26 protein-coding genes are annotated in these 24,138 nt (G+C 69.0%); 8 read left to right on the top strand and 18 right to left on the bottom strand.

Annotated features, from left to right (window positions below; translation table 11 throughout):
• Window positions 1-56: 56 nt before the first annotated feature.
• The 8 genes from ACIRRA_RS19480 to ACIRRA_RS19445 form a co-directional block, all read right to left on the bottom strand.
• Complete coding sequence (locus tag ACIRRA_RS19480) at window positions 57-1,010, bottom strand: lysophospholipid acyltransferase family protein (RefSeq protein ID WP_402769662.1); 954 nt, start codon at window positions 1,008-1,010, stop codon at window positions 57-59.
• 6 nt (window positions 1,011-1,016) lie between these two features.
• Window positions 1,017-1,865 (bottom strand): GNAT family N-acyltransferase, encoded by an 849-nt coding sequence (locus ACIRRA_RS19475; protein WP_356997507.1) that lies wholly within the window; start codon window positions 1,863-1,865, stop codon window positions 1,017-1,019.
• A 308-nt stretch (window positions 1,866-2,173) separates the two neighbouring features.
• Window positions 2,174-3,220, bottom strand: a complete 1,047-nt coding sequence (locus tag ACIRRA_RS19470) for an S-adenosylmethionine:tRNA ribosyltransferase-isomerase (protein WP_402769659.1) — start codon at window positions 3,218-3,220, stop codon at window positions 2,174-2,176.
• Window positions 3,217-3,906 (bottom strand): SDR family NAD(P)-dependent oxidoreductase, encoded by a 690-nt coding sequence (locus ACIRRA_RS19465; protein ID WP_402769656.1) that lies wholly within the window; start codon window positions 3,904-3,906, stop codon window positions 3,217-3,219. The genes ACIRRA_RS19470 and ACIRRA_RS19465 overlap by 4 nt, the downstream gene beginning before the upstream one ends.
• A gap of 70 nt (window positions 3,907-3,976) precedes the next feature.
• Window positions 3,977-4,738: an ABC transporter permease gene (locus tag ACIRRA_RS19460; protein WP_402769653.1), complete on the bottom strand. Its 762-nt coding sequence runs from the start codon at window positions 4,736-4,738 to the stop codon at window positions 3,977-3,979.
• Entirely contained in the window at window positions 4,735-5,757 is a 1,023-nt protein-coding gene (locus ACIRRA_RS19455) for an ATP-binding cassette domain-containing protein (protein ID WP_402769650.1), read from the bottom strand. The genes ACIRRA_RS19460 and ACIRRA_RS19455 overlap by 4 nt, the downstream gene beginning before the upstream one ends.
• A 78-nt stretch (window positions 5,758-5,835) precedes the next feature.
• Window positions 5,836-6,453 (bottom strand): PadR family transcriptional regulator, encoded by a 618-nt coding sequence (locus ACIRRA_RS19450; protein WP_402769647.1) that lies wholly within the window; start codon window positions 6,451-6,453, stop codon window positions 5,836-5,838.
• Between the two features lie 77 nt (window positions 6,454-6,530).
• Window positions 6,531-7,826: an NAD(P)/FAD-dependent oxidoreductase gene (locus ACIRRA_RS19445; protein ID WP_402769645.1), complete on the bottom strand. Its 1,296-nt coding sequence runs from the start codon at window positions 7,824-7,826 to the stop codon at window positions 6,531-6,533.
• Between the two features lie 112 nt (window positions 7,827-7,938).
• Here ACIRRA_RS19445 and ACIRRA_RS19440 point away from each other — a divergent pair, with 112 nt between their 5' ends.
• The gene (locus tag ACIRRA_RS19440; RefSeq protein WP_402769862.1) at window positions 7,939-8,799 is read left to right on the top strand and encodes a LysR family transcriptional regulator; all 861 of its coding nucleotides are present in this window, start codon (window positions 7,939-7,941) and stop codon (window positions 8,797-8,799) included.
• Window positions 8,800-8,809: 10 nt separating this feature from the next.
• Here ACIRRA_RS19440 and ACIRRA_RS19435 read toward each other — a convergent pair whose 3' ends face one another.
• Together ACIRRA_RS19435 and ACIRRA_RS19430 are read right to left on the bottom strand one after the other, a co-directional pair.
• Window positions 8,810-9,301, bottom strand: coding sequence for an SRPBCC family protein (locus ACIRRA_RS19435; RefSeq protein ID WP_402769642.1), 492 nt, complete (start codon window positions 9,299-9,301; stop codon window positions 8,810-8,812).
• The gene (locus tag ACIRRA_RS19430; protein ID WP_402769639.1) at window positions 9,298-10,083 is read right to left on the bottom strand and encodes an SDR family NAD(P)-dependent oxidoreductase; all 786 of its coding nucleotides are present in this window, start codon (window positions 10,081-10,083) and stop codon (window positions 9,298-9,300) included. The genes ACIRRA_RS19435 and ACIRRA_RS19430 overlap by 4 nt, the downstream gene beginning before the upstream one ends.
• A 76-nt stretch (window positions 10,084-10,159) precedes the next feature.
• Between ACIRRA_RS19430 and ACIRRA_RS19425 the strand changes: the two genes are divergently transcribed.
• Both ACIRRA_RS19425 and ACIRRA_RS19420 read left to right on the top strand, forming a co-directional pair.
• Window positions 10,160-10,771: a TetR/AcrR family transcriptional regulator gene (locus ACIRRA_RS19425; protein ID WP_402769636.1), complete on the top strand. Its 612-nt coding sequence runs from the start codon at window positions 10,160-10,162 to the stop codon at window positions 10,769-10,771.
• Window positions 10,772-10,845: 74 nt separating this feature from the next.
• Window positions 10,846-11,286, top strand: a complete 441-nt coding sequence (locus tag ACIRRA_RS19420) for a DUF1707 domain-containing protein (RefSeq protein ID WP_402769633.1) — start codon at window positions 10,846-10,848, stop codon at window positions 11,284-11,286.
• A 16-nt stretch (window positions 11,287-11,302) separates the two neighbouring features.
• Here ACIRRA_RS19420 and ACIRRA_RS19415 read toward each other — a convergent pair whose 3' ends face one another.
• Complete coding sequence (locus ACIRRA_RS19415) at window positions 11,303-12,244, bottom strand: aminoglycoside phosphotransferase family protein (protein ID WP_402769630.1); 942 nt, start codon at window positions 12,242-12,244, stop codon at window positions 11,303-11,305.
• Window positions 12,244-12,771 carry a CGNR zinc finger domain-containing protein gene (locus ACIRRA_RS19410; protein WP_379437735.1) on the bottom strand — a complete coding sequence of 176 codons (528 nt, stop codon included), beginning with the start codon at window positions 12,769-12,771 and terminating at the stop codon, window positions 12,244-12,246. The genes ACIRRA_RS19415 and ACIRRA_RS19410 overlap by 1 nt, the downstream gene beginning before the upstream one ends.
• Before the next feature lie 47 nt (window positions 12,772-12,818).
• Here ACIRRA_RS19410 and ACIRRA_RS19405 point away from each other — a divergent pair, with 47 nt between their 5' ends.
• Window positions 12,819-14,147 carry an FAD-dependent monooxygenase gene (locus ACIRRA_RS19405; protein ID WP_402769627.1) on the top strand — a complete coding sequence of 443 codons (1,329 nt, stop codon included), beginning with the start codon at window positions 12,819-12,821 and terminating at the stop codon, window positions 14,145-14,147.
• A gap of 13 nt (window positions 14,148-14,160) precedes the next feature.
• Here the strand turns inward: ACIRRA_RS19405 and ACIRRA_RS19400 are convergent, their stop codons facing one another.
• The 3 genes from ACIRRA_RS19400 to ACIRRA_RS19390 form a co-directional block, all read right to left on the bottom strand.
• Window positions 14,161-14,643, bottom strand: a complete 483-nt coding sequence (locus ACIRRA_RS19400; protein ID WP_402769625.1) for a hypothetical protein — start codon at window positions 14,641-14,643, stop codon at window positions 14,161-14,163.
• Between the two features lie 371 nt (window positions 14,644-15,014).
• Window positions 15,015-15,974, bottom strand: a complete 960-nt coding sequence (locus ACIRRA_RS19395; RefSeq protein WP_402769622.1) for an electron transfer flavoprotein subunit alpha/FixB family protein — start codon at window positions 15,972-15,974, stop codon at window positions 15,015-15,017.
• Window positions 15,975-16,011: 37 nt separating this feature from the next.
• Entirely contained in the window at window positions 16,012-16,797 is a 786-nt protein-coding gene (locus ACIRRA_RS19390) for an electron transfer flavoprotein subunit beta/FixA family protein (RefSeq protein ID WP_326309084.1), read from the bottom strand.
• A gap of 191 nt (window positions 16,798-16,988) precedes the next feature.
• Between ACIRRA_RS19390 and ACIRRA_RS19385 the strand changes: the two genes are divergently transcribed.
• From ACIRRA_RS19385 to ACIRRA_RS19375, 3 genes are read left to right on the top strand one after another with little or no spacing between them, the layout of a single operon-like run.
• Entirely contained in the window at window positions 16,989-17,771 is a 783-nt protein-coding gene (locus ACIRRA_RS19385) for a class I SAM-dependent methyltransferase (RefSeq protein ID WP_402769619.1), read from the top strand.
• A complete protein-coding gene (locus ACIRRA_RS19380) occupies window positions 17,768-19,321 on the top strand; it encodes a 1,4-alpha-glucan branching protein domain-containing protein (protein ID WP_402769616.1) in 1,554 nt (517 codons plus the stop codon). The genes ACIRRA_RS19385 and ACIRRA_RS19380 overlap by 4 nt, the downstream gene beginning before the upstream one ends.
• The gene (locus tag ACIRRA_RS19375) at window positions 19,318-20,580 is read left to right on the top strand and encodes a glycosyltransferase family 4 protein (protein WP_402769613.1); all 1,263 of its coding nucleotides are present in this window, start codon (window positions 19,318-19,320) and stop codon (window positions 20,578-20,580) included. The genes ACIRRA_RS19380 and ACIRRA_RS19375 overlap by 4 nt, the downstream gene beginning before the upstream one ends.
• A gap of 96 nt (window positions 20,581-20,676) precedes the next feature.
• Here the strand turns inward: ACIRRA_RS19375 and ACIRRA_RS19370 are convergent, their stop codons facing one another.
• The 3 genes from ACIRRA_RS19370 to ACIRRA_RS19360 all read right to left on the bottom strand — a co-directional run bounded on the left by ACIRRA_RS19370 (window position 20,677) and on the right by ACIRRA_RS19360 (window position 22,602).
• On the bottom strand, window positions 20,677-21,111 hold the full coding sequence (locus tag ACIRRA_RS19370; protein ID WP_402769610.1) for a cupin: 435 nt from the start codon (window positions 21,109-21,111) through the stop codon (window positions 20,677-20,679).
• Between the two features lie 135 nt (window positions 21,112-21,246).
• Complete coding sequence (locus ACIRRA_RS19365) at window positions 21,247-21,786, bottom strand: DUF1697 domain-containing protein (RefSeq protein ID WP_402769607.1); 540 nt, start codon at window positions 21,784-21,786, stop codon at window positions 21,247-21,249.
• A 69-nt stretch (window positions 21,787-21,855) separates the two neighbouring features.
• Window positions 21,856-22,602: an acyltransferase gene (locus ACIRRA_RS19360; protein ID WP_356997480.1), complete on the bottom strand. Its 747-nt coding sequence runs from the start codon at window positions 22,600-22,602 to the stop codon at window positions 21,856-21,858.
• 205 nt (window positions 22,603-22,807) lie between these two features.
• On the opposite strand from ACIRRA_RS19360, the gene ACIRRA_RS19355 reads away from it, so the two are divergent.
• Window positions 22,808-24,079, top strand: a complete 1,272-nt coding sequence (locus tag ACIRRA_RS19355) for a PQQ-binding-like beta-propeller repeat protein (protein WP_402769604.1) — start codon at window positions 22,808-22,810, stop codon at window positions 24,077-24,079.
• Window positions 24,080-24,138: the final 59 nt, after the last annotated feature.

The following is a 24,138-nucleotide window of genomic DNA, read 5'->3' as shown; positions in this document are numbered from 1 at the left end:
CGCCACTGACCAGCGCTTCTCGATTCCTGATCAGTCCCGGGCCACTCGCGGGCGAGTCACTTCCCGACGGTCGCCCGCGGTGCCTCCGCCCGCCGGACCGCACCCGTGCCGACGGCCTCGAGGTGCTCGGAGCCGTGGATGACGTCGGTGAAGGCGCGGGCGACGGTGTCGCCCTCCAGGGTCCGCTCGCAGCGGCGGGCCAGCTCGTGGCGGTCGGTGTCGGGGAGCAGCTGCGGCTGCAGGGCGATCTCGGCGACGACGCCCTTGGAACGCAGCACACGACGGAACGAGTCGGCCAGCGAGTCGATACCGACGAAGCCGGGGATGGTGGACAGACCACCGTCGCGGTCGAGGTAACGCAGGCGGATGGGCTGCACCGGCGTATCGGCGTCGATGGCGGCCTGGAACAGCGCGGGGCGCAGGCTGCCGTGGGCGCGGCCGCACCAGGTGGTGCCCTCGGGGAAGAAGGTGACGCGCTCGCCGGCGCGCAGGCGGTCGGCCATGGTCGCGATGACCGACGGCAGCTGCCGTAGTCGTTCGCGTTCGATGGGGATGACGCGGACCCGCTTGGCGACATCGCCGAGCATCGGCCACTCGACCAGGTCGGCGCGGGCCACGAAGGACACGGGCTCGACGGCGGTGAGGGCCACGATGTCGGTCCAGCCGATGTGGCGGGCCGCGATCAGCACACCGCCTTCGCGACGGTCCTCGGGGGCGCGGTTGTCGACGATGCGGACGCGAATCCCACAGCAGGCCAGCAGGGCTCGCGCATAGCGGCGCTGCACCCCGGCGCGGCGGCGGCGCGGGGTGGCGTAGTGCGCGATCGGGAAGCTCAGCAGGACTCCGGCGATGCCGGCGATCCGGGCCGCCACCCGCAGCGTGCCCGCCTCAGCGGGAGCATCGACACACGAAGGGCCACAAGGACTGTGGGGTATCCAGGCGTGAGCGGAGGCCTCGGCCGGCGGGCACGAGAGCGATCCGGTGTCCGGGGAGAGCAGTGCGGGCATCATGGGGCATCACCGGGCATCCAGGCTGTTGGCCGCGCCCTGCAGGCGCTCCAGGTAGCGGGTGTTGATGGTCTCGAGGCCGAGCAGGGCGACGAAGTCGGCGACCGCGAAGTCCGGGTCGTGGGCGGGCTCGCCGCAGATCTGCGCGCCCAGGCGCAGGTAGCCGCTCAGCAGCGGGGGCAGCTTGGGGCGGGCGGGGGCTTCCAGCTCGTCGAGGGTGCGGCCGTCCACCACCACCGGGTTGTATGGGCGCACATGGCGTTCCGTCTCCAGCGCGTGCTTGCGCAGCAGCATGTCGCGCACGCCGCGCACGTTCACGCCGGGCTCGTCCTCGGGCGTCATCCGCATCGGCACCGACACGCAGCCCATCACCCAGTCGTATCCGGTGAGCTGGATGTAGTGCAGGATGCCCGCCCACATCAGCGTCAGCACCGAACCGTTGCGGTGATCGGGCACCACGCAGGCGCGGCCCATCTCCACGATCCGGTGACCGACGGGATCCAGTGCGGCCAAGTCGAATTCGGTGGCGGTGTAATACCCGCCGGCGGCGGTCACCTTGTCCGGGGGCAGCATGCGGTAGCAGCCGACGAACTGCTCGGTGAGTTCGTCGCGCACCAGCAGGTGATCGCAGTGGTCGTCGAAACGGTCGGCGTCCAGGCCGGTTCCGTTGTCGGGAATGGTGAAGCCCGGCTCGTTGGCGAACACCTGGTAGCGCAGCCGCTGTGCGGCCTCGCGGTGCTCGGCATCGGAGGAGACGACCAGGGAGTACTGGGACCGTCCGGTGGTGCGGGGCGCTTCCGGGGCGGGCTTCGACGCGGCTGCCAGCAGGCTGGAATTCGACGCGGCCATGGTGGTCATAGGCTTGATCAAGCCAGTCCCAGACTGCGCTGGAGCGACCGCCGGATTACCTGCCGATGCCAGTCCGGTGAACGCGACGCAGACCGCACCGGGAGTTCATCCGACCGCCTCGCAACGTTCTCTACCAGGACAAATGCTCGTATCCCGGCGGGGTACCGGCGGCTCCGGAAGGCCGCGCGGCGAGCCCGGAAGACGTTGCGGCGAGCCCGGACCCGCGTCCGCGAGCGGTCGGCAACGCGGAAGAAATCAGCCTACGCCCCCGTGCGAGCCTCAGCATCGCGGGGGTCCACTTCCGGAACGACGACGGGTCAGTTCCGGAAGAGCAAGGCGGAATCGCCGAATTCGTGCCAGAGATACCCGGAGTCGAGCGCCACCCGGTACGCCTCCCGGACCACGGCCCCGCCCGCCACGGATTCGAGCAGATGCAGATGCGAGGCGCCCGGCGCGTGCCAGCCGGTGATCAGCCCGTCCACCGCCCGCGCGGGACGATCGCCGTCGAGCACCAGTTCGGTCCAGCCGGCCATCGGACGCACCAGACCGTCCGCGCCGGTGGCGGTTTCGAGCGCCCGGGTGACCGTGGTCCCCACCGCCACCACCCGGCCGCCCGCCGCGTGCGTGGCATTGACCAGCCGCGCCGTCATCTCCGGCACCGCGAACCGCTCCGGACTGGGCGGCTCTCCGGACTCCGGCGAGGACACCCCGGTGTGCAGCGTGATCGGCGCGCACCCCACCCCGCCCGCGACCAGCTCGGTCACCAGTGCATTGGCGAAAGGCCGTCCTGCACTGGGCATTTCGGCACTGCCCGGCTCGAACCCGAAGACCGTCCGGTAGTAGGCGGCCGACCATCGCCCCGCGAGGTAGGAGTAGGAGATCGGGCGGCCGTACCGTGCGAGCAGCGCCCGCACATCCGCCCCCGCCCCGGCTTCGATATCAGCGGTCCACAGGCGGTCGCCGCCGGGCAGCCAACGGGTGCGCACGACGGCGGCGTGGTCGGCCGGAAGGGTAATGCGCGCACCGGGTTTCAGCGCCCGCCCGCGCCACGGCACGCCCGCCGGGTCGCGCAGTTCGACCACCCAGCGCCCGTCGTCGAGCCAGGTCGAGAAGTGCAGCACCGCGGCCGCATCACCGTACCGCGCGTCCACGGCGGCGCTGAGCATGGCCGAATTGTTCACCACCACAAGGTCTCCGGCGCGCAAGAAGGTCGGCAGCTCACGGAACCGCGCGTGGGTGACCGTCCCGGCGTCGGACACCAGCATCCGGACCTCGTCGCGCGCCAGGCCGCGCGCCTCGGGCGGGCTGGTCGCCGACAGCTCGTCGGGCAGGGTGAACGCGAGCTCCTCCAGGCCGAGGGTCATGACGCCACCGACAGTTCGGACGCGAGGTAGCGGCCGCTCGGTGGGCGCGACTCGAGGAGGTGCAGCAGCGCGGGCACAACGGTTTCCGGCTCGGGGCGGTCGGAGATGTCCTCGTCAGGGAAGGCGGCCTGGTGCATCTCGGTGCGCATGTCGCCGGGGTCGAAGCTGTAGATGCGCAGCTGGGGATTCTCGGCGGCGAGCACATTGGTGAGTTGGTCCAGCGCGGCCTTGGAGGCGCCATAACCGCCCCAGCCCTCGTAGCCGCCGACGGCGGCGTCGGAGCTGATGTCCACCACCACGCCGTCGGAGGCCCGGAGCGCGGTCAGGGTGAGCTGCAGAATCGCCAGGGGTGCAATCACATTGGTGTCGAGGACGGTGGCGAGTTCGTCCAGCGGGTAGCGGTCCAGGGTCGGGAGCGGGCTCGGGCCGAGTGCGCTGGCATTGTTGAGCACCAGATCCAGCCGGCGAGGGCCGACGGCCTCGGCGATGCGCTCGCGCACCACCGGATCGGCGACATCCCCCGCGATGGCGTGCGCGCCGGTCGCGACCCGCACCTTGTCGAGCCGATCCGCGCCGCGAGCGACCAGGATCAGCTCCCAATCCCGTTCGGCGAGCGCGAGCGCGACCGCCCGGCCGAAGCCCGCCGACGCCCCGGTGATCAGGGCCCTTTTCGTGTTCTCAGGCATACAGCCATCGTGAAACCTGAACCACTGTTCAGGTCAATGACTTTTCGCCGGAAGCGAAGAGCCGCCCGGGTCAGGCGTTCTCCCTTGCGAAGCTGCGGGAGGCGACCAGGATCAGCAGCAGCGAGACCACGATGGTGACGGCGGTGCCGACATAGACCTCGTGTGCCCCGAAGTCACCGCGGAAGAGCGCCCGCGCTGCGTCCACGGTGTGCGAGAACGGATTCACCTTCGCGATGTCCCGCAGCCACTCCGGTCCCACCGTCATCGGCAGCAGAATGCCCGACAGCAGCATGATCGGCACCGACACCGAGTTCAGCAGCGAGGCCAGGGTGTCCTCGGAGCGCGCCCACAGGCCCAGCGCATAGGACGCGGACGCCAGACCCGCGCCCATGACCGCGATCAACAGCAGCGACAGCACCAGGCCGCCCGGATTCGGCCGCAGCCCGAATACCGCCGTGGCCACCCCGACCAGCACCAGGGCCTGCACCAGCAGCACCGTCATGTCCTTGAGCACCCGGCCCAGCAGCAGCGCGCCACGCGAGGCGGGGGTGACCCGCTGCCGTTCGATCACGCCCGCGCGCCATTCGGCCACGATGCCGAAGCCGACGAACAACGCTCCGAACAAACCGATCTGGATGACCAGCGCCGGGGTGAGGATCTTCCACGGGTCCGCGCCCGGGCCCAGCGACGGGGCGACGCCCTTCACCAGGGGGCCGAACAGGACCAGGTAGATGATCGGTTGCATCAGTCCGATGATCACCCAGACCGGATTGCGCAGATTGGCCCGGACCTGGGACCAGTAGATCAGTCCGGTGTCGCGCAGGAATGTCATGACCGGTCTCCTTCCCGGAGTGAACGCCCGGTGAGCGTGAGGAACACATCGTCGAGGCTGGGGCGCTTGACGGTGAGCGAGCCGGGCGTGATGCCCTTGTCGCCGAGCGCCTGCAGCAGCGGAACCACCGCGGCGTCACCGTGTTCGACGGTGAGATGCACGAGACTCTTTCCGGCATGACCGTTCTCGTGTCCCTCGGTGCGCAGCCGGGACCGCAGCTCGAGCGCCTCGGCAGCGACCTCCAAGGCCAGATCCGCACTGCTGGAATCGATTTCGAGGCTGATCACGTCGCCGGAGATGCGTCGCTTCAGCTCGTCGGGGGTGCCCTCGGCGACGATCGTGCCGTGGTCCATCACCAGGATGCGATCGCAGAGCGCGTCCGCCTCCTCCAGATAGTGGGTGGTGAGCACGACGGTGGTGCCCTCGTCACGCAGCCGCCGGATGTGGTCCCACAGGTTGGCCCGGCTCTGCGGATCCAGGCCGGTGGTGGGTTCATCGAGGTAGATGAGGGTGGGCCGGTGCACGAGGCCGAGCGCGATGTCCACCCGCCGGCGCTGCCCGCCGGAGAGCTGCCCGCACCGGCGGCGACCCAGCCCGTCGAATTCGAGGGCCTTGGCCAGGTCGGCGGCATTGCGCTCGGCCTCGGCCTTGGACAGCCCGAAAAGCCTTGCCTGCAGGATCAATTCGTGCTCGACCAGTTCGGCCTCGTTGGTCGATCCACCCTGCGGCACGTAGCCGATGCGGGAGCGCACTGTCCGCGGCTCGGCGCGCAGGTCCGCGCCGACCACGGTGGCCTCGCCCGCGGTGGGCGCCAGCAGCGTCGAGATCATCCGCAGGGTGGTGGTCTTGCCCGCCCCGTTGGGGCCGAGCAATCCGATGATCTCGCCGTAGCGCACGTCGAAGTCGATGCCCGTGACCGCTTGCACGTCACCGGTTTTGGTCTTGAAGGTCCGGGCCAGCCCACGCACCCGGATGACCGGGTCGATGGGTGCGCCGCGGACGGGTGATGTCGTTTCCACGTCTCAACGGTAGAAACGACCAACCCACATAGTCAAGCTTGACTATTAAAACTTGATTACTTCACCGGAGCGGCGAAACTACTTCACCGGAGGCGGAATCGGGGCCCCGCCCATGGTCCCCGACCAGACGTCCAGCTCCCCGCTCTCGATCCGCCGCAGGGTCCGGCGCGACCACTCCAGATCCGCACGCACATGCGCCGCAGCAAGATTGATCGCATCGGCGACATGATGCGGCTCCGACTCGCGCGGATCCCCACTACCCGACAGAATCCGCTCCTCCTCCCGCTCCAGGAACACCAGACCGGCCTCGAACTGCAGGATCCGGCTGCGAAGCGCCGCAATCACATCCACCTTCGGCGCGTGCGGAAACAGCGACACCGTCGCGAAATACGGATGCTTGATCTGGTCGGCCGCGAACAGCGACTCCCGCAGCATCTCCCCGAATTCCTTCTCCCCCTCCGGCGTCAGCCGATACGTGCGCCGCTCCGGCCGCGCCCCCTCCTGCCCCACACCCTCCACCGAGATGAGCCCGTCCCGCTCGAGCGTGTTCAGCGCCCCGTACACCGAGCCGGGCTTCACATTGGCCCAGTCGTCGGCATGCCAGGACAGCAATTCGCGGCGCACGTCGTAGCCGTGCACGGGCTGGAGCAGGCGGACCACCGCCAGCACCAGCAATCGAGTTGTAGGAACAGCCATGGTCGCAGGTTAACCTTGCCCCGCAACGGGAACGAGCCGCCCGGGCGATGACCGGGCGGCTCGTTTCGTTCGTGCGGTCAGACCGCTACCGGCACCTTCTCCGAAGTCTTTGCGGCAGGAACCTTTTCGACCTCGTTGAAGCCGGGCCGGCCGCTGCCGATGAAGGCGACCAGCCACGACAGCACCGCGGCGAAGCGGTTGCGGAAGCCGACCAGGTAGTAGATGTGCACCGCGAGCCAGGCCACCCAGGCGATGAGGCCGGTGAACTTGACCTTGTCGTTCAGCTTGGTGACCGCGCTGAAGCGGCTGATCACCGCCATCGAGCCCTTGTCCCAGTATTTGAACGGGGTGGCCGCGGGCTTCTTGCCGCGGATGATGTCGGCGACGTGGCGGCCCTCCTGCATGGCCACCGGCGACTGGCCGGGGTAGCCGTTGAGGTAGGTCATGTCACCGATGGCGAAGATGTCGGCGTGACCGCCGACGGTGCAGTCGGGGTTGACGAGCAGACGTCCGGCGCGGTCGGTCTCGCAGCCGGTGGCCTCGGCCAGCACCTGGGCGAAGCCGCCGGCCTGCACGCCCGCCGACCACACCACGGTCTCGGCGGCGATGCGGCGCTCCACACCGTCCTTGCTCTTGACGGTGACCTTGCCGTCCTCGATGTCGGTCACGAAGGTGTCGACCAGCACCTCGACGCCACTGCGCTCCAGCGACTCCTTGGCGTACTCCGACAGCCCGCCGCCGAAGGGCGGCAGCACCACGCCCGCACCCTCCACCAGGGTGACGGTGTCCTCCTGGTGGTAATACCTTTTCGCGAGTTCCTTCAGCTGACCGGCGACCTCGACGCCGGTCGCGCCCGCGCCGACCACCACGAAGCTCAGCAACCGGCGGCGGGTCTCGGGGTCGGCATCCTTGGCCTGCTCGAAGACGCGCTGGATCTGCGCGCGCAGGTTGCGGGCATCGTCGATGGTCTTGAGCGAGAACGTCTTGTCCGCGAAGTCGTCGCGGCCGAAGTACGACTGGCTGGCGCCGGTGGCGGCGATGAGCTTGCCGTACCGGATCCGGCACGGACCCTCGGACGTCTCATAGGTGAGTACCGCATTGGGGGCGTCGATGGCGGTGACCTTGCCCAGCCGCACCTCGCCGTTCTTGTGGTTGCGCAGGATATTGGCCATGGGAGGCGCGATCTCGTCCGAGGCCAGTACACCCGTCGCTACCTGATAGAGGAGTGGCTGGAAGAGGTGCTCGGGCGTACCCGAGATCAGGACGTAACGGACACCCGACTTGTTCAACTGCTTCGCAGCGGCGAGACCACCGAAGCCCGATCCGACGATGACGACATCGGCGGTTTCGATTCCCGCCTCCACGTGTTGCATGACTGCTCCCTTCCGTCATGACTAACCGTGATTCGGAACGCGGTTGTTCCACGCGTCAGGGCGCATAATCAAGATGACTCTTATCTACGTTGATCATGAATTGGAGAATGCCGTGGAGCTGCGCCAACTGGCCTACTTCGTGGCGGTCTGCGAGGAGCTGAGCTTCAGCCGGGCCGCGAGCCGATGCTTCATCTCGCAGTCGGCTATCAGTCATCAGATCGCCCGGCTGGAACGCGACCTCGGCGTGAACCTCTTCGAACGGTCCACACGCTCGGTCGTCCCGACGGACGCGACCACTCGGCTACTTCCCCTTGCGAAGCAAATGTTGAGCCTGGAATCGGCCATTCGCGCAGCTGTGCGGGCCTCCGGGCCGCGTATTCGCCTGGCGGCAAACATGAGCTTCGCAACTAGATCACTGTCCGCCATCGCCGGCGCGCGCGAGGCGCATCCGGGTGCGGAGATCGAATTCGTCATCAAGCCCTTCCGGCAGCGCATCCAGGCGGTGGCCGACGGCGACTGTGACCTCGCTCTCATCCGGGGCAGTGTGGACCAGCCCGGACTGACCGTCGAGAAGCTCTGGGACGAGGATCCGGTCATCGCCACCTCCACCGCGCACCCGCTGGTCATGCGCGGCGGCGATGTCACCCTCGCGGAATTGGGGGACTATCCGCTGCTGCTCCCGCCCGAGTCGGAACAGGTCCTGCTCCACAATGTGGTGCGGGCCGCCTTCGCCGACCTCCCCACCGGGCCGGTCTTCGGCCCGCCCATCCCGCCGGACCACACCGCCACCATGGAACTCATCAACCGGCCCGACGCCTGGACCATCCTCTACGCCGACAGCCAGACCGAGGGCATCGCCACCCTGCGGCTCACGGGGCACCCGCTGCGCATCCCGGTCTCGGCCGTGACCCGCAGCGAGGGCCGCACCTCCCCCATCGTGACCACCCTGCTGGCGGCGCTGCACTGCGCGTGACGCATCGCCCCTAACCGGGATGCGCGGCGGCGAACTCGGCGAGACCGGCCGCGAAGGACTCGAACATCGGAGTCAGCATCGACCGCACGAACCGCGCCCCGAACGGCGCGAGCGCCGGGGCCGGATCCAGATGGACCTGCCAGGTCAGGGTGCAGCGCCCGGCGTCGATCGGCGTGAACGAGATGTCCTCGATCATGCGGCGGGCCAGGGGAATCGACATGGCGTCCGCGCCGAAGGTGAAGCGCGCGGCCGGCTCCCAGGCCAGGAAGCGTTCCCGCACGGTGATCCAGCGCAGGTGGATATCGCGGATCGCGCCCGCGGCATGGGCATTCGAGTACCAGGTGGTGGCGCGATAGCCGTTCGCCCACTCGGTCTGCCCCTCGCCCGTGGTGAGGATCTCGAAGGTGCGCGCCGCCGAGGCCGCCACGGTGCGCTCGCTGTGCAGGTGCAGGCGCATGGCATCGATATCGCCGAGTTCGCTCGGGCGCAACGCGAACATCATTTCGACCCCACCAGACGCCTGGTCACGCGGATGGTGGTGCGGCGGGGCAGGATTCGCGGCAGACCCGACGAGACCGCATTGGCGGCGCCGGACACGATGCTCGGCGGCGGGTTGCGGCGATCCAGGGCCCGCAGGGCGGTGGCCACCACCTGCCGCGGCGTCTGCCGGCTGCCGACACTCGCCGCTTCGCCTGCCACATCGAAGAATTCGGTGTCGGTCGCGCCCGGGCACACCGCCAGCGCGGTGACGCCCGACCCCTCCAGTTCGCCCCACAGCGCCTCGGTGAAGGAGAGCACGAAGGCCTTGGTCGCACCGTAGACGGCCATGAACGGAATCGGCTGGAAGGCCGCGGTCGAGGCGATATTGACGATCACCCCGCGATCGCGGGTCACCATGGCCGGCAGCGCGGCGTGGGTGAGTTCGGCCAGCGCGGCCACATTGACCGCGATCTCCTCGCGCACCTTCCCGGCCGCATGGTCGGCCAGCGCGCCGTGGGTGGCGAAACCGGCGTTGTTGATCAGGATGCCGACGGGATGCAGCGGATCGGTGCAGACCTCGGCGACCCGGGCCACGCCGGCCGGATCCGCGAGGTCCGCGGCGAGTACGCGCACCGAAACCCCGTGCGCGGCTTCCAATTCCTTCGCCAGGTCCCGCAGCCGCGGCTCGCGCCGGGCCACCAGGATCAGATCGCAGCCGCGGGCGGCCAGGGCGGTGGCGAAGGCCGCGCCGATGCCACTGCTCGCGCCGGTGACGACCGCGGTCGCCGGATACCACTCGGTCATTTCTCCTCCTAGGTGAACAGGCGTTCAGCTATGTATACTTAACAGCTGTTCAGTCATCTCTGTCAAGGAGGACTTCGTGCCGGGTACCCGACAGCGCCGAACCCGCGGCGAAGGCGAGCGGCTGCGCGCCGAACTCGTCACCGCGGCCATAGACCTGCTGCTCGAACCACAGCCGCTGCCCGCGCCGTCACTGCGTGCCATCGCCCGCGCCTGCGGCGTCGCACCCAGCGCCGTCTACATGCACTTCGCCTCCCAGGACGCGCTGAACTACGCGGTGATCACCGAGCTGTTCGGCCGACTGCGCGCCGAACTCGACGCCGCCGACCCGCAAGCCGCGAGCCCCGCCGAACGACTCGACGCCCTGCTCGGCGCCTACCTGACCTGGGCCGAAAACCACCCGGGCGCATACCAATTGCTGTTCGAGCGGCCCGATCCGCTCGATACCGAGGGCGAGGGCCCCGGGCTGGATCTGCTCGATCGGCTGGCCCGGCTGTTGCCCGACATCGACCCGCAGGTGCCCGGCACCGACCTGCAGGCCCGCCGCGCCACCGCTCTGCGCATCTGGTGCGCCGTGCACGGGGTGGCGTCCCTGCGCATCCACAAATCGAGCGCGCCGTGGGCCGCGACCGCCCGCTCCGACGCCCGGGCGCTGGTGGCGGGCCTCGCCGGACTGCTCGCCGACACCTGACCGCGGCGCGAAAGCCGCGGACGCCCGGCCGAATACCGCCGACACACCGGGCGGAACCGAATTACCCTGGCATCGTGGGGCAGGAGAACATGCGGGCCTCCGACCGGGACCGCGAACAGATCGTCGACCGGCTACGCGTGGCCATGGGCGAGGGGCGCATCACGCTGCACGAGTTCGACGAACGACTGCAGCAGGTGTACTCGGCCCGGACCTACGGGGAACTGGCGCCGATCATGTCCGACCTACCGGCCGTACGCGGTCCGGGACGGCCCGCGGGCCGTCCCGGCGACAGCGGCAGCGTGCCGATCTGGGTCAAGATCATCTGGGCGCCGTGGGTTTTCGTGAACCTCATGTGCGTGGTGATCTGGCTGGCCACCGGGATGGGCTACTTCTGGCCGATCTGGGTTGCGGTGCCGTGGGGACTCGCACTGCTCATTCCCACCTCCATCGGCATGGTGGTCCAACGCGATGTGCAGCGGCGGCGGGCGGCCCGCGAACGGTATCGGCCGCTGTAGGTTTCGGCCGCCAGGATCAGACCAGCGCGGTCGCGACCGCGAGATGCAACCGCAGGTCCTCGGGCCCCTCGTCCTCGACGGCCCACACGATCTCCTCCATCGACCGCATGAACGCCCAGGCACGCGCCCGATCGGCGCGGACGGCCAATCCCGCGGCGGTCCGCTCGACCACCGCCCGGGCGTGGTCCGGCGCCGGATCGCTCTGCACCTGGATCATGATCAGGAATCCGGCATCGAACGCCGCTTCCCCGAGATACGCCTTCGGGTCGATGAGCAGCCACGGCTCCCGTTCCGCCGCAACGATATTGCCCAGATGGGTATCCCTGTTCACCACCAGCAGCGGCCCGTCCGGCACCGCCAGCTCACCACACCGCTCCGCCGCCCGACCCAGCAGCCGAGCCGGAATCACCTCGGCGACACCGTCTTCCGGCTCGAGGAACATCCCCTCCCACCCCGCCACCATCCCGGCGGCGGTCGGCAGCTCCGGAAAGCCCACCGGAGCCGCCACCGGCTCCCGCTGCAGCCTGCGGTACAACCCGCACGCCTGCTCGACCCTGGCGATGTTCTCCGGCCGCCCCTCGAGACTCGGGAAACCGGGCTGATACAGCAGTTCCGTCCCCGGCCGCGCCCATTCGAGCAGCATCGCCCCCGTCCCCGGATCGAACTCGAACAACCGCACCGCCCCGTCGCCGCCATAGCAGTACAGCCCGGTCGGCTCCCCGTAGTTCTCCTCGTCGACCACCGGCACCTTCAACACCGCGAGCGAACCGTCCCGCCGCCGCACCGGCGCAACCCATGAATGCGTCCCGCCACCGAAGCTGTCCCCGGCCAGCTCCAACTCCCAAGCCGCACAAAGCTTCTCCACCATGCCCGGCAGCGCGGCCAGCCACTCCGCCCCCCGCTTCCCGAAACTCCCCGCGATGGTCTCCGCCACATTCGGCGGCAACGAGATCGGCATCAGTCCATCCTGCCGGACCGTTGCCGGTGCGCGGCCACCCTGGTTCTGGTGGCGCAGGTGGTTCCGCAGTACTTCTGAGGTTGCCGCCGCCCGGTGTCGATGAAGAAGCGGCCGCAGTCGGTGGCGGCGCACCGGCCCCACGCGCATCGGCCGCGGTCGCTCAACCACAGGCCCAGCGCCAGCGCCGCCTTGGCCAGCAGCCAGTATTCGGGGTCGGCGTCCTCGGGCGGGCGCGAATGCATGGACCAAGGGCGGCCGGGGAATTGGACGAGCAGCGGGCGCGCGGGATAGTCGGCCAGGAGGGCATTGATCTCCCGCGCCGCGTCATCGGGATCCGTGAGCTCGAGAATGTCGGCGATGCGAGCGGCCGCGGGGCGGATCTCGGCTGGTTCGGCGGTGCGGTAGCGCTCGGGGGCTCGGTGCTCGCGCAGGATTCGCCGCACATCCTCGTCCCCGCTTCCGGCCCGCACGGCGTTCGCCAGGTCGGCCAGGAAGTACAGCCCTCTCGGGTTCTGGTCATCCGCCACGCCCACAGTGTAACGTCAATTCAAACAATTGGCGTTACAGGAGGATCATGCGTACCTCGGTTCTGGTGATCGGCGGCGGCCCCGTCGGGCTGACCCTGTCGATCCTGCTGTCGCGGTCGGGCATCGGCCATCAGGTCATCGAGGCCCGCACCGAGCCGTCCCCGCACCCGAAAGCGCGGGGTATCTCGGCCCGCTCGATGGAGATCTTCCGACGTCTCGGACTCGAGGCGGAGATCCGCTCGGCGGGACTGCCCGCCGACCATGTCGCGTTCTTCCGCGGCCGCACCCTCGACGATCCGGATTACGTTCGCACCCTGCCGGTTTCGGACGACACCGGCCACACGCCCGCACCCGGCCTGGTCTGCTCCCAGGACGCGCTCGAGCGAGTCCTGTCCGCACACGCGGGCGATACGGTGCGGCGGGGCGTGCGACTGATCTCGTACGAGCAGTCCGATCCCGGGGTGACCGCGACCGTGCGCGATGAACACACCGGGGAAGAGTCCACGCTGCAGGCGGATTGGCTGATCGGCTGCGACGGTGCGCACAGTACCGTCCGAGCCGGCGCCGGCATCACCATGGACGGCCCGACCGGCCTGAACGAATTCCTCAGCGTCCGCTTCGACGCACCCCTGGGCGAACTGGTCGCGGATCGCGCGAGTACCTCCTACTTCCTCACCGGCGGAGGCGGATTCCTGGCCATCGACAACGACCGCCAGTGGATCTACCAGCATCCTCTCCAGGGCAGGCAACCCGGCGACCTCGACCTGATGGCCCTGATCCGAAACGGCACCGGCCTACCCGATCTGGAGATCACCATCCGGGATACCGCGACCTGGCGCATGGACGCGCGGCTGGCCGCCGCCTACCGATCCGGCCGGGTACTGCTCGCCGGCGACGCCGCGCACGCAATCCCGCCCACCGGCGGCCATGGCATGAACCTCGGCATCGGCGACGCCGACAACCTCGCATGGAAACTGGCCGCCGTCCTGACGGGCGCGTCCCCCGGATCCCTGCTCGACACATACGAATCCGAGCGCCGCCCACTCGCTCGTCAGGTCATCGACATCTCCACCGCGAACGCTCGCAACCGCGCCAGCTATCGCATCGACGATGGACTCCTGCTCGGGACCACCTACCTCGACACCGGCACGACGATCGCCACCGGCGCCCACACCCCCTCAGCGACCGTCGGCGCCCGCCTCCCCCACGCCTGGCTCCCCGACGGCCGCTCCACCCTGGACCTGATCGGCCCCGGCCACGTCCTCCTCACGGGATCCCAACTCCCCGAACAACTCCGGAAGTCGTGCGACCTCTCCCCCACCACCGCGCTGCTGATCCGCCCGGACGGCCACATCGCGGCCCGCGTCTACGGATGAGTCGCCCGCTGAGCTACCCCGCTGCGGGAGAGGGACTTTCGGAATCCGGCATCGCGGTTTCGTGGACGGTCCGCCAGAGGTAGGTGCGTCCATCGGTGGCCAGGACCGCCGTGACCGATCGCCGTGTCCCGGCCCCACCAACCCGATTCTCCGCCACGAACCTGACCACGATCAGGTGGCCGCTCCGAGCGATCTCCCGCACCTCGGAAACCTCGATCTCCAACCCCGCCACCGCATTCCGCGCACCCCACAGCCCCTGCAGAAAAGTCTCCCGGTCCACCGGCTCCCCGGTCGTCACCACCGACGTGAACTGCACATCCAACGCCGCGGAAACCCGATCGAACACCTTCGGCGGCGCGTCCGTCCCCAGCCATTCGGCCAGATCGAAATGCAAGCCCGCGACAATCCCCGCCAGATCGGCGTCCCCCGCCGTCTCGACCTTCTCGACGGCAACCGCCTCCACCTGCCGCCGCCGCGGATCGAATCGCCCAAGCACCGGCCAAGCCTGCCCGACCCCGCGCCACCCGGGCAACAGCGCCCACCTCCCCCTCTGTCATCTGTCTTTCGATCGGCTGGATTCCGCTGCTCTTACCCGTTGCGGGGCCCGTCGCCACAGCCCAGCATCAGGCAGTCGATCGTGATGAGCGCGTCCAGGAACGCTGCGCTCACATTCCCGGCTGCGAGGTCCGCGCTGCCGGTGGGGAAGATCGTCAGGAGTTCGGCGCTTCCGCTGCCCCTGGGGACTCCAACTCAGGAGACTTGGCTCAGGGTGTCCACGCTCCCGGATGAGCGCACCGGCCGGACACAAGACTGTCCCCCGGCCACTCGGGCCGGGGGACAGCCGATTGCGTTTCACCGCAGGGGTGTTCAGCCCTTGTGAGCCTTCACGGCCTCGGTGAGCTGCGGGGCGACGTTGAACAGGTCGCCGATGATGCCGTAGTCCGAGATCTCGAAGATCGGGGCCTCTTCGTCCTTGTTGACGGCCACGATGGTCTTCGAGGTCTGCATGCCGGCGCGGTGCTGGATGGCGCCGGAGATGCCGAGGGCGATGTACAGCTGCGGGGAGACCGTCTTACCGGTCTGACCGACCTGGAACTGGCCCGGGTAGTAGCCGGAGTCGACGGCGGCGCGGGAGGCACCGACGGCGGCACCAAGGGCGTCGGCCAGCGGCTCGACGACCTTGCCGAAGTTGTCGGCCGAGCCGACACCACGGCCACCGGAGACCACGATCGCGGCCTCGGTGAGCTCGGGGCGGTCGCCGCCCACGTTCGGCTCACGCGAGACGACCTTGGTGACGCCCTCTTCCTGGGCGGGCAGCTCGACGACGACCTTCTCGCCGGCGGCGGCCTGCGGGGCGGCCTCGACGGCGCCCGGGCGCACCGAGATCACCGGCACGTCGCCGGTGGCCTTGGCGTCCACGGTGAACGCGCCACCGAAGATGGAGTGCTGCACCGAACCGTCACCGTTCACGGTGATGGCGTCGATCAGCAGACCGGAACCGATGCGGGCGGCCAGGCGACCCGACACCTCCTTGCCCTCCGCGGTGGCGGCGACCAGGATCGCGGCCGGGGCGGCGGACTCGGACAGGCCGGCGAGCACGTCGACCTTGGGGGTGACGAGGAAGCCCTCGGCGTCGTCGCCCTCGGCGACGTAGATCTTCTCGGCGCCGGCGGCGGCCAGGGCGTCACCCAGCTTGTCGGCGGTGCCGGCCGGGCCGAGCACGACGGCGGCCGGGGTGCCGAGCGAGCGGGCGGCGGTGAGGAGTTCGGTGGTCACCTTCTTGGGCGCACCGTCAGCGTGCTCCACGAGCACCAAAACTTCTGCCATTTTTTCTATCTCCTGAAAGTCGTTGGGCTCGGGGGCTTTAGATGATCTTCTGGCCGACCAGGTAGGTGGCGATCTGGTTGCCGCCCTCGCCCTCGTCGACGATCTTCTCGCCCGCCGTGCGCGCCGGCTTCGGGGTCACACCGGTCACCTGGGTGCCGGCGTTCGCAACGCCCACGGTCTCCGGGTCGACGCCCAGATCCGCCAGGGTGAAGGTCTGAACTTCCTTCTTCTTGGCGGCCATGATGCCCTTGAAGGACGGGAAGCGCGGCTCGTTGATCTTCTCGGTGACCGAGACGATGGCCGGAAGAGTGGCCTCGAGCTTGAACACGCCCTCGTCGGTCTCACGCTCGCCGGCGATGCGCTCGCCGTCGACGGTGAGCTTGCGCAGGTGGGTCAGCTGCGGCAGACCCAGGTACTCGGCGATGATGGCCGGAACGGCGCCGGCGCGACCGTCGGTGGCCTCGTTGCCCGCGATGACCAGCTCGATGCCCTCGATCTGGCCCAGCGCGGCGGCCAGGATGTAGGCGGTCTGCACGGCGTCGGAGCCGTGGATGGCCGGGTCGTTGATGTGGATGGCCTTGTCCGCACCCATGGAGAGGGCCTTGCGGATGGCCTCGGTGGCCCGGTCGGGGCCTGCGGCCAGCACGGTGACCTCGCCGCCCTGCGCCTCCTTGATCAACAGCGCCTCCTCGACGGCGCGCTCGTTGATCTCATCGAGGATGGCGTCGGCGGCCTCGCGGTCGAGGGTGTAGTCACCGCTGGTCAGCTTGCGCTCGGACCAGGTGTCGGGAACCTGCTTGATCAGTACGACGATGTTCGGCATTGGTCTTCGTCGACCTCCTGTTCTGGTGGCACTGGGTATGGCGGTCGCACGAGTTCGTCACGTACGTCCACAAGTAGCTCGTCCGGGAGATTACCCTACGTTAAGTTACTCGTGGGTAACTTAGCGTGTGACTTTCTGCATCGGCTGATCCGGTCGCGGGTGTGATATGGACAACCGCTAACGTCGGAGCAATGAGCGAGGCCGTGAGTCCTGTTGAAAACCCCACCGATCCCTTGCCTTTGACCGGTGAGCGGACGGTGCCCGGCATCGCCGAGGAGAACTACTGGTTCCGGCGGCACGAGATCGCCTACGTGCGCATGCTGGAGCACTGCGCGGACCGGGTCGTGCTCGAGGCCGGCAGCGGAGAAGGCTACGGCGCCAATATGATCGCCGGCGTCGCCGCGCAGGTCACCGGCCTGGACTACGACGACAGCGCGGTGGCGCACGTGCGCGCCAAGTACCCGCGGGTGCGGATGGTGCAGGGCAATCTGGCCGAGCTGCCGCTCGACGACGCCTCGGTCGACATCGTGGTGAACTTCCAAGTGATCGAGCATCTTTGGGACCAGGCGCAGTTCCTGCGTGAATGCCTGAGAGTGCTGCGGCCCGGCGGCAAGCTGCTGATCTCCACGCCCAACCGGATCACCTTCTCCCCCGGACGCGATACGCCGCTCAACCCTTTTCACACGCGTGAGCTGAATGCCGCCGAGATGACCGAACTTCTCGTCGAGGCCGGTTTCACCGTGGAGCTGATGGCCGGCATCTTCCACGGGCCCGAACTGGTGGCGCTGGACGCGAAGTGGGGCGGATCGATCATCGACGCGCAGATCGACCGGGCGCTGGCGGGCGAGCCGTGGCCGGCGGAGCTGACGGCGGACGTGGCCGCCGTGCGCATCGACGATTTCGAACTGGTCGCCGACACCGAGCGGGATATCGACACCAGCCTGGATCTGCTGGCCATCGCGGTGAAGCCGTGACGGACGAGCTTTCCCCGGTGCCGGGACAGTTCAGCCTGGTCCTGCACTCACATCTGCCGTGGCTGGCCCATCACGGGCGCTGGCCGGTCGGTGAGGAGTGGCTGTACCAGTCGTGGGCGGCGTCCTACCTGCCCGTGGCCAAGGTGCTGAGAACCCTTGCGGCCGAGGGCCGTTCACACTTGATCAGCCTGGGCATCACGCCGGTGCTGGCGGCGCAGCTGGATGACCCGCACTGCCTGAAGGGCATGCACCACTGGCTGGGCAACTGGCGGCTACGCGCCGACGAGGCGTCCATGGCGGGCAATACCGCACTCGGCGGGCACGAACACCGGCTCGCCACAACGGCTCTCGACGATTTCGAAACGCGCTGGATGCACGGGGCCTCGCCGGTGTGGCGCGAGCTCATCGACGCCGAAGCCATCGAATTGCTGGGCGGGCCGTTGTCGCATCCGTTCCAGCCGCTGCTGGATCCGCGGCTGCGCGAGTACGAGCTGACCGAGGGACTGGCGGACGCGCGGGCCCGATGGGGGCACACGCCCGCCGGCATCTGGGCCCCCGAGTGCGGGTTCACGCCCGGGATGGAACAGACCTACGACAAGGTCGGCATCTCGCACTTCATGGTGGACGGTCCCGCACTGCGCGGTGACACCACGCTCGGTCGGCCGGTGTGGGATTCGGATGTGGTGGCGTTCGGCCGCGATCTGACGGTCAGCTACCGGGTGTGGTCGCCGAAATCCGGGTACCCGGGGCAGCCCTACTACCGTGATTTCCATCACTACGATCACGCCACCGGACTGAAGCCGGCGCGCGTCACCGGCAAGACCGTCGCGGGCCCCGACAAGGCCCCCTACGATCCAGAACTCGCCGCCACGGCCATCGAGAAGGACGTCGCGGACTTCGTGGCGACCGTGCGGGAGCGGCTGATCTCGGAGTCGGAACGAATCGGTCGCCCGGCGCTGGTGGTGGCCGCGTTCGACACCGAACTGTTCGGGCACTGGTGGCACGAGGGCCCGCAGTGGCTCGAACAGGTGCTGCGCGCGCTGCCCGAGGCGGGGGTCACCGTCGGCACGCTCGCCGATGCGCGGGCCCGTGGTTACGTGGGCGAACGCGTCGAATTGGCCGACTCCTCCTGGGGTTCGGGCAAGGACTGGCGGGTGTGGGCCGGGGACCAGGTCGCGGATCTGGTCGAGCTCAACGCCGACGTGGTGCGGCTGGCCCTGGACACCCTCGACAAGATGCGGGTGGACGCCGGGTCGCTCTACAACAATCGATTCGGGCTCCGCGACACGGTTGCCGACCAGCTGCTGCGGGAGGCGATCCTCGCCGTCTCCAGCGACTGGGCGTTCATGGTGTCGAAGGATTCCGCGGCCGGATACGCGCGCGACCGCGCCCATGAACACGCCCACGCCGTGCGCGAGATCGCCGCGGCGGTGGCGGCCGGGCAACTCGCCAAAGCGGGCCAGTTGGCGGCAGGATGGTACGCGGCCGACGGACTCTTCCCCGCGCTCGATGCGCGCAGGCTCGGCCCCGCTTCAGAAGGACCCGCATGAAGATCTTGATGGTGTCGTGGGAGTACCCACCCGTCGTAGTCGGTGGGCTGGGCCGCCACGTGCATCACCTCGCCGTCGAACTGGCCGCCGCCGGACACGAAGTCGTCGTGCTGGCGCGCCGTCCGATGGGCACCGACGCCACCACCCACCCGAAGCACTCCTTCATCGAGGAGGGCGTGCTGGTGGTGGCGGTCGCCGAGGATCCGCCGTCGTTCGATTTCGGCGAGGACATGCTGGCCTGGACACTGGCCATGGGGCACGCCATGGTGCGGGCCGGCATCGCGCTGAACAAGCCCGGCATCGGCGAGGGCTGGACGCCGGACGTGGTGCACGCGCACGACTGGCTGGTCGCACACCCGGCCATCACGCTGGCCGAGTATTACGACGTGCCACTGGTTTCCACCATTCACGCCACCGAGGCGGGCCGGCACAGCGGCTGGGTGTCGGGACGGGTGAATCGTCAGGTGCACTCGGTGGAGTGGTGGCTGGCGCACGAATCCGACGCGCTCATCACCTGTTCGGAGTCCATGAAGGACGAGGTGCACCGGCTCTACGGTGCCGAGCGGGTGCCGATGACGGTGATCCGCAACGGTATCGACGTGGGCGCGTGGACCTTCCGTGAGCGCGCGCCGCGCTCCGGTCCGCCGCGGCTGCTGTACGTGGGCCGGCTGGAATACGAGAAGGGCATCCAGGACGCGATTGCCGCGCTGCCGCGGATCCGCAAGGCGCACCCGGGCACGACCCTGACGGTGGCCGGTATCGGCACCCAATTCGATTGGCTGCGTGAGCGGGCCCGCGCGCATCGGGTGGCGCGGGCGGTCAACTTCGTGGGCAAGCTCGATCACACCGATCTGCTCGGCTGGCTGCACAGCGCCGACGCCATCGTGCTGCCCAGCCGCTACGAGCCCTTCGGCATCGTCGCGCTGGAGGCGGCGGCTGCGGGCACGCCACTGGTCACCTCCACCGCCGGTGGGCTCGGCGACCTGGTCACCGATGACGTCACCGGCGCCTCCTTCGAACCGGCCGACGTGAACGGCGTTGCGGACGCGGTGATTTCGGTGCTCGACGACCCCGCCGCCGCCCAGGATCGCGCCTGGTCCGCCCGCGAGCGGCTGACCGCCGACTTCGCCTGGGACGTGGTCGCCGAGGAGACCGCCCTGGTCTACCAGGCCGCCAAGCGCCGGGTCCGGACACCGCTGGGCCGTCCCGTGATCGCGGAACGCCCGCTCCCCGAACGCGACCCGAACCAGCCGTACTGAGCCCCCCGGCTCGAATTCACCCTGGGACATCCCTGCGCCCCGAATTGGAACGAGTTCTAATTCGGGGTCGGTGGACTGCCGGGCCCCGGCACACGATCAGTCGAACGGGCAGCCCGGATTCGGCGCATCCTCGGACAGCGGACTGCCCGCCGGCAGGACATACAGCACATCGAGAACCTGTGGCTCGGTGCCCAGATTCCGCTCGAGATGCACATTCCCCGCCCCGGCCCGCTCCACGAGCGCGGTACCCGGCCCGCCGGTCTGATCCACCGCGCAGTCGGACCCGTAATGGCTCAGCTCCCCCTGCCGCACCAGCGCGTACAGCGTCCCATCGTGGTAGTGCCACCCGGTGGAACCGCCTGGCGCCACGGTGATTTCGCGCAGAATGTAGTCCATACCGCCGATGGTGGTCTGCGAGAGGATCACCGCACTGACGCCAGTGGACGGCGTCGCATGAGCATTCGCGGCGAGCGATCCCACCAGCGCGACAGACGCCACACCGGTCAGCACAGCTCGAAATCCGAGAGTCATCGGCCCACGGTATCGCGCCCCACGACGGCCCGTGGGCCGACGCGCAAATCCGCTCACCGGGTCCGGGAGCACCGTCCTGAACGTGACCGCCACCCGGCGGCCGTGGTTCAGGCCGGGCCGACACAGCGAAATACGTTAGGCGTCCATCTTTTTGAGAGTCTTCTGGATCGTCAGGAAGGTGCGGGTGGTGATGTCCTTGCCGTAGGCCTTCTCGACGACGGCCATGAAACCCGTGGTGCTGGGGTCGGTGTTGTCGATGACCGAGAGCAGGGCGCGGCAGGGCTTGTCGAAGCGGACGAGGCGGACCGTGGATTCGCCCCGGGGGAATTCGGGGAGGGACTTCAGGGTGTCGCGGACGAAGGTGACCGTCAGGTAGGTCTCGCGGCCGTGCGTGAGGCCGGCGAAGGGGTCGGAGTCGATGAGGTCCTGAAGCTGGGCGTGGGTGCGGATCAGGGTGCCGCCGGGGATGCCCAGCTCGGAGTTGAGGGCCTGCTGGATCTTGGCTTCCAGGGCGGGGACATCCGAGTCGGCGGACCGGAAGACGACATTGCCGCTGGAGAGCAGGGTGCTCACCTTCTCGAAGCCGAGACCTTCGAAGACGCCGCGCAGTTTCTCACTGCGCATATTGGGGTTGGTGGGCATGATCCCGCGCAGGAAGGCGGCGTAGCGGTGCATGCGCCTGAAGGTACCGGGCGGGCATGACAAAGGCCGGGCATCACGGCCCGGCCTGCGTGCGGTGATCTGTCAGGAAGCGGAGACGCCGCTCTTCTTGCGCTCGATGTCGGCAAGGGCGGCCAGGTGGGCGGCGCGCTTCTCGGCGGCGGAGTCCCAGGCGTCCTTGCGGTTCTTGACCACCTTGGCGGGGGCGCCGACGGCGATGGAGTAGTCGGGGATGTCGCCCTTGACCACGGCGTGGGCGCCGAGCACGCAGCCGCGGCCGACCCGGGTGGAGCGCAGCACGGTGACCTTGGCGGCGATCCAGGTGTCGGGGCCGATGCGCACCGGGGACTTCACGATGCCCTGGTCCTTGATGGGCAGGTTGATGTCGTCGGTGACATGGTCGAAGTCGCAGATGTAGCACCAGTCGGCGACCAGGGTGGATTCGCCGATCTCGATATCGAGGTAGGTGTTGACGACATTGTCCTTGCCGAACACCACCTTGTCGCCGATGCGCAGCGAACCCTCGTGGCAGCGAATGGCATTGCCGTCGCCGATGTGCACCCAGCGGCCGATCTCCAGCCGGCCCAGTTCCGGGGTGGCGTGGATTTCGACATTGCGGCCCAGGAAGACCATGCCGCGCAACACCACGTGCGGATTGGCCATCTTGAACTTGAAGAGCCGGTAGTAGCGCACCAGATACCAGGGCGTGTAGGCGCGATTGGCGAGAACCCACTTGAGGGACGCGGGGGTGAGGAAACGCGCCTGCTCCGGGTCACGGCGGCGCGACCCCCGCCAACGCGAGCGCAACGGTGCGCCCCACATGCTCGTCACGAACTACTCCCTGTGTTCACCGGTCGTTTCAACGAGGGTATCCGCCCCCTTCACAGGGCGTGAAAGTAGGCTGTGCTCCGGCTGTAGCGGCCCGGCGAGAAACCACAGACTTCCGTACTGGCAGAAGGGACACCAGCAGGTGCGAAACGGCAGGCGGCGGACCGGACGTGAACGACGCACCCGTACCGGGGCGAAGGTGCTGGCAGTGGCGAGCGCCGGGCTGTTCACGCTGACCGCGTGCACGTTCGGCAGCACCAAGGTCGACGACATCGGAGTAGGCCCGGGCAAGGGGTGGCCGCTGGCCTTCCGCGACGCGCGCAACAGCGGGTCGAGTCCGGTCACCGGGTCGCGGAAGCTGGCGCTGAATTGGTCTCGGCCCGTGGGCGGTCCGGTCGCGCAGCCGGTGACCATCGGCGGCGACGGGCAGCTGTACGTCACGACCCGCACCAATGCCTGCAATATTCTCTCGTTCCAGATGCCGACCGGCCGCAAGCGGTTCTGCAATCCCATGGGCCCCAGCGCCGTCGACGGCGGCTCCGCGGTGGACGGCACCGGCAATGTGTACGTCGGCGACGACGGCGCGGTGAACTCCTTCAACAATCTCGGGCAGCCGCGCTGGCGGACCCCGGCCGCCGGGACACCGGTGTCGGTCCAGTTCACCGGCGACGGAAATGTCTTGTCGGTGACCCAGTCCGGACAGGTGGACGTGCTCAGCCGGCAGACCGGCGATCGGCAGGTGTCCACCTTCCAGCTGCTCGGCGAGCCCGACTTCCTGACCAACCCGTCGCTGAGCCGGCCGCCGGACGGGCAGGGCCTGGAGGACTGCGCGACCGGCGGGCCGCAGTGCCCGATCGCGAATGTGTCGGCGGTGGACCAGAAGTCGGGGCGGTTCTACGCGACGGTGTGGAAGCCGGGCGACAAAGCGGCCGCACTGATCGCGCTCACCTACGGCGGCAAGGACGTTCACGTCGACTGGACCGCGCAGGTGCTCCAGCAGGGCAGCGCCACCAGCCCGGCATTGTCGTCCGACGGGTCCACGGTGTACGTCGGCGACAACACCAACCGGCTGATGTCCGTGGACGCCGCCACCGGGCACACCAAATGGGTGCAGGATCTCGGTTTCCCGGCGCGCGGCGGCATCTCGGTGTCCGACGGGCTGCTGGTGCCCGCCGGCGACGAGGGGCATCTGGTCGCGCTGCGCGACAAGGGTGGCAGCGCCGAGATCGCCTGGGAGCGCAAGGATCTGGAGCTGCGCGGACGGCCGGTGCAGACGGCGGGCGGGACCGGGTACACGGTCGCGCCGATCGGCGACAAGCTGACGCTGGTGACCTTCGACACGAAGACCGGCGCCACGGTGCAGTCGAACGAGCTGCCCGGTGCGGAGGGCACGACCGTGGCAACCGCCGTGGGCGATCAGGGCGAGGTCGTGGTGACCACCCGCATCGGCGAGCTGTTCGTGTTCAAACCCGAGAAGTAACACCGCGTCCGGCCCGACGGCCCGGACAGCGTTGGCCTGTGCGCCGGAATCCTCGTCGT

Source organism: Nocardia sp. NPDC101769, assembly GCF_044766925.1.
In the GTDB taxonomy this organism is placed as follows: domain Bacteria; phylum Actinomycetota; class Actinomycetes; order Mycobacteriales; family Mycobacteriaceae; genus Nocardia.
This window is presented reverse-complemented; position numbering and strand designations above follow the sequence as displayed.